This is a genomic window from Centipeda sp. (in: firmicutes) (genome assembly GCF_057271695.1).
Genome location: NZ_DBHIVL010000133.1, coordinates 1 through 2468, shown reverse-complemented (window position 1 = coordinate 2468; position 2468 = coordinate 1). Strand labels below are relative to the sequence as shown.

At 59.9% G+C, this 2468-nt stretch carries 3 protein-coding genes and 1 riboswitch; of the genes, 1 reads left to right on the top strand and 2 read right to left on the bottom strand.

The genetic code is table 11. The annotated features are described in order from the left end of the window. A partial coding sequence (locus tag ACO6BQ_RS12350) for a secretion protein HlyD (RefSeq protein ID WP_489121401.1) occupies positions 1 to 123 on the top strand: 123 nt, incomplete at its 5' end. Here the strand turns inward: ACO6BQ_RS12350 and thiM are convergent. Further along, positions 120 to 941 carry a hydroxyethylthiazole kinase gene (gene thiM, locus ACO6BQ_RS12345; RefSeq protein WP_489121398.1) on the bottom strand — a complete coding sequence of 274 codons (822 nt, stop codon included), beginning with the start codon at positions 939 to 941 and terminating at the stop codon, positions 120 to 122. The two genes, ACO6BQ_RS12350 and thiM, sit on opposite strands and share 4 nt — an antisense overlap. Positions 942 to 996: 55 nt before the next feature. After that, the gene (gene cytX, locus ACO6BQ_RS12340; RefSeq protein WP_489121396.1) at positions 997 to 2169 is read right to left on the bottom strand and encodes a putative hydroxymethylpyrimidine transporter CytX; all 1173 of its coding nucleotides are present in this window, start codon (positions 2167 to 2169) and stop codon (positions 997 to 999) included. 89 nt (positions 2170 to 2258) lie between these two features. Further along, positions 2259 to 2365, bottom strand: a riboswitch (TPP riboswitch). Positions 2366 to 2468 lie beyond the last annotated feature (103 nt).

Here is a 2468-nt window from a genome sequence, read left to right as displayed (position 1 = left end):
TTTTGTCCTGTCAAGGAGACAAACCGGACGCATAGCAAGGGCTATGTGGAGGATTTGTCGACACAGACAGGGCGAAAAAGATGTGCTAAGACGGCGCGGCTGAATTTATCAGTGCTTCCCTAGAGCTTCATGATATTCATACGCACATCAAGTTCTTCACTCGTCATGCGATAAATGGCATCAATGATGCGCGTGCGATAGGTCGCGTTGCCGTCGCACGCCCCCATCTGCGCCCATGCAATCTCGCCCGCAGTGCCCATAAGAGCGACGGTCTCGGCGACTGCCGCGAGGGTGTCGGACGGAGCGGCGGCAAGGGCGGCAGCGAGGAGCGCGGAGAGCTGGCAGCCCGACCCCGTGACCTGTCCCATTTCGGCGCATCCGTTGCGAATGGCATAGCAGTCCCGCCCGTCCGTTACGAGGTCGATTGCGCCTGTGACGGCGACGATTGCGCCTGTCCGTGTGGCAAAGGAACGCAGAAGCTCGGCGGCGGCAGTAAGGTTCGCCTCGGTGACGGCATCTGCCGCGTTCGCGTCAACACCTTGCGTTGAGCCCGTGCCAACAGCAAGCGTCCGCACCTCGGAGATGTTGCCGCGAATGAGGGTCGGACGCACTTCGTCCAGAATGCGAAGCGCGGTCGCGGTACGCAGGCGACTTGCGCCCGCGCCGACGGGGTCGAGCACAACGGGATGTCCGAGAGCGCGGGCACGTTTGCCCGCCGCAATCATACTTGGGATGGTTCGCGCATTGAGTGTGCCGATGTTGAGGCAGAGCCCCGCAGAGAGCGCGGTGATCTCCTCCACTTCCTCGAGGTCATCCGCCATGACAGGACGCGCACCGATGGCGAGCAGGACGTTCGCAACGTCATTGACGGTGACGTAGTTGGTGATGCAGTGGATGAGCGGGGATGCCGCGCGGATTTGGTTGAGGGTTGATGTAGGCATTTATATTTTCCTTTCATTGAGGAGGGGATGCGTGCCCTCTTCGCCACTCCCCCTCTCACTTCGCTCGTTTCCCCATCAACCGATGCGCAGCGAGCGCAAGAAAAAGCGTAATCGCCATGGTCGGGAGGGTGCTGCCGACGGGGGTGTCAAGTGTCATGAGCCAGCGATAGCAGAGGAAGCCGATGAACCAGACAGCGAGGTTGACCGTGTGGACAGGGCGTCCCGCCGCATCCTCGCGCAGGAGGAAGTAGCTCGCGATCTGGACGGCGATCATCGGGGCAAAGACCGAGCCAATGATGTAGAGGAACCCCGTGATGTCGTCCATCGGGTAGAGCGATGCCGCAACCGCACCGAGGACGGTCACGCCGATGCCGACGGTACGCCCCGAGACGGAGCGCACGATGCTCTCGCTTGAGACACCCGCCGAGTACGCATCGAGATACGTTGTGGTGACGGTCGAGAGGATGACGACACCGAGCCCTGCTACGCCAAGTCCCGCGTGCAGCATAATCTGTGCGATGTCACTCTCGCCCGTGAGAATCGCCGCGCCCATGCCGATGAAGTACATCCAGCAGCTGACGAGCCCGTAGACGATCGCACTCACTGCGGCAGCAGCGACGGGCTTCTCCGCCTCGCGCGTGTAGTCCGAGATGAGCGGCAGCCACGAGAGTGGCATCGCAATCGAGAGCTCAAGAGCCATCGCAAAGCTCATCGCCTCACCTGCCGCAGAGCCCGCAGCCCCCGTCCCGCCCATGATGACGGAGCAGAGGAGCACGGTGAGCAAAAACAGCCCCGTCATGGCGACGGCGTTCACGCGCTCAATCCGCAGAATCCCGATCCGAATCCAAACGATAATCAGCACGCCGATGACAAAGCACCAAAGCCAATGCCCCGCATCCATCACGGAATTTGCCGCGAGTGCCCCGTCATAGATCATGATGCTCGTCCAACCGATGAGCTGCATGACGTTGAGCACAGCAAAGAGCAGCCCGCCGCGCGCACCGAACGCCATCTTGACCGTCTCCATCGCACTGCGGCGCGTGCGTGCGCCGATCAGCCCCGCGAGGAAAAGCAGCGCACAGCCGATGATGTGTCCGACCACAATGGCAATCCCGCCGTCGCGAAAGCCGAGCGGTGCAAAGAATGTGCCTGTTAAAATCTCCGCCAGTGAAACACCCGCACCGAACCAGATCAGTGCATTTGCGGGGATGCTTGTACGTTTTTCCATGGAAACCTCCAATTCATGTCCCTCTTCCCTGCACGCAAGGCAGGCTTAGAAAAAAATCAAAAACGCGGCTATGCCAACTGACATAGCCGCGCTATCTGCACATATATCCCTACGTTGGCATTATCCAAATCAGGTTATGGGTCGGAACGCATAATCCCCTCTCAGCTGACTGCTGCCAGCTCCCCTTATTCTGTTGTGCCTCCACCACCGCTCACGATTCCCTAGGGAATCGCTGATAAAATGAGGTCCGTCAGATTGGCGTAGATTTTTTCGTCCGAACAAGGAGGCAAACCGGACGC

Coding starts and splice junctions, on each gene's coding strand:
- thiM (WP_489121398.1), bottom strand. CDS start 941: ATGCCTACATCAACCCTCAACCAAATCCGCGCGGCATCCCCGCTCATC.
- cytX (WP_489121396.1), bottom strand. CDS start 2,169: ATGGAAAAACGTACAAGCATCCCCGCAAATGCACTGATCTGGTTCGGT.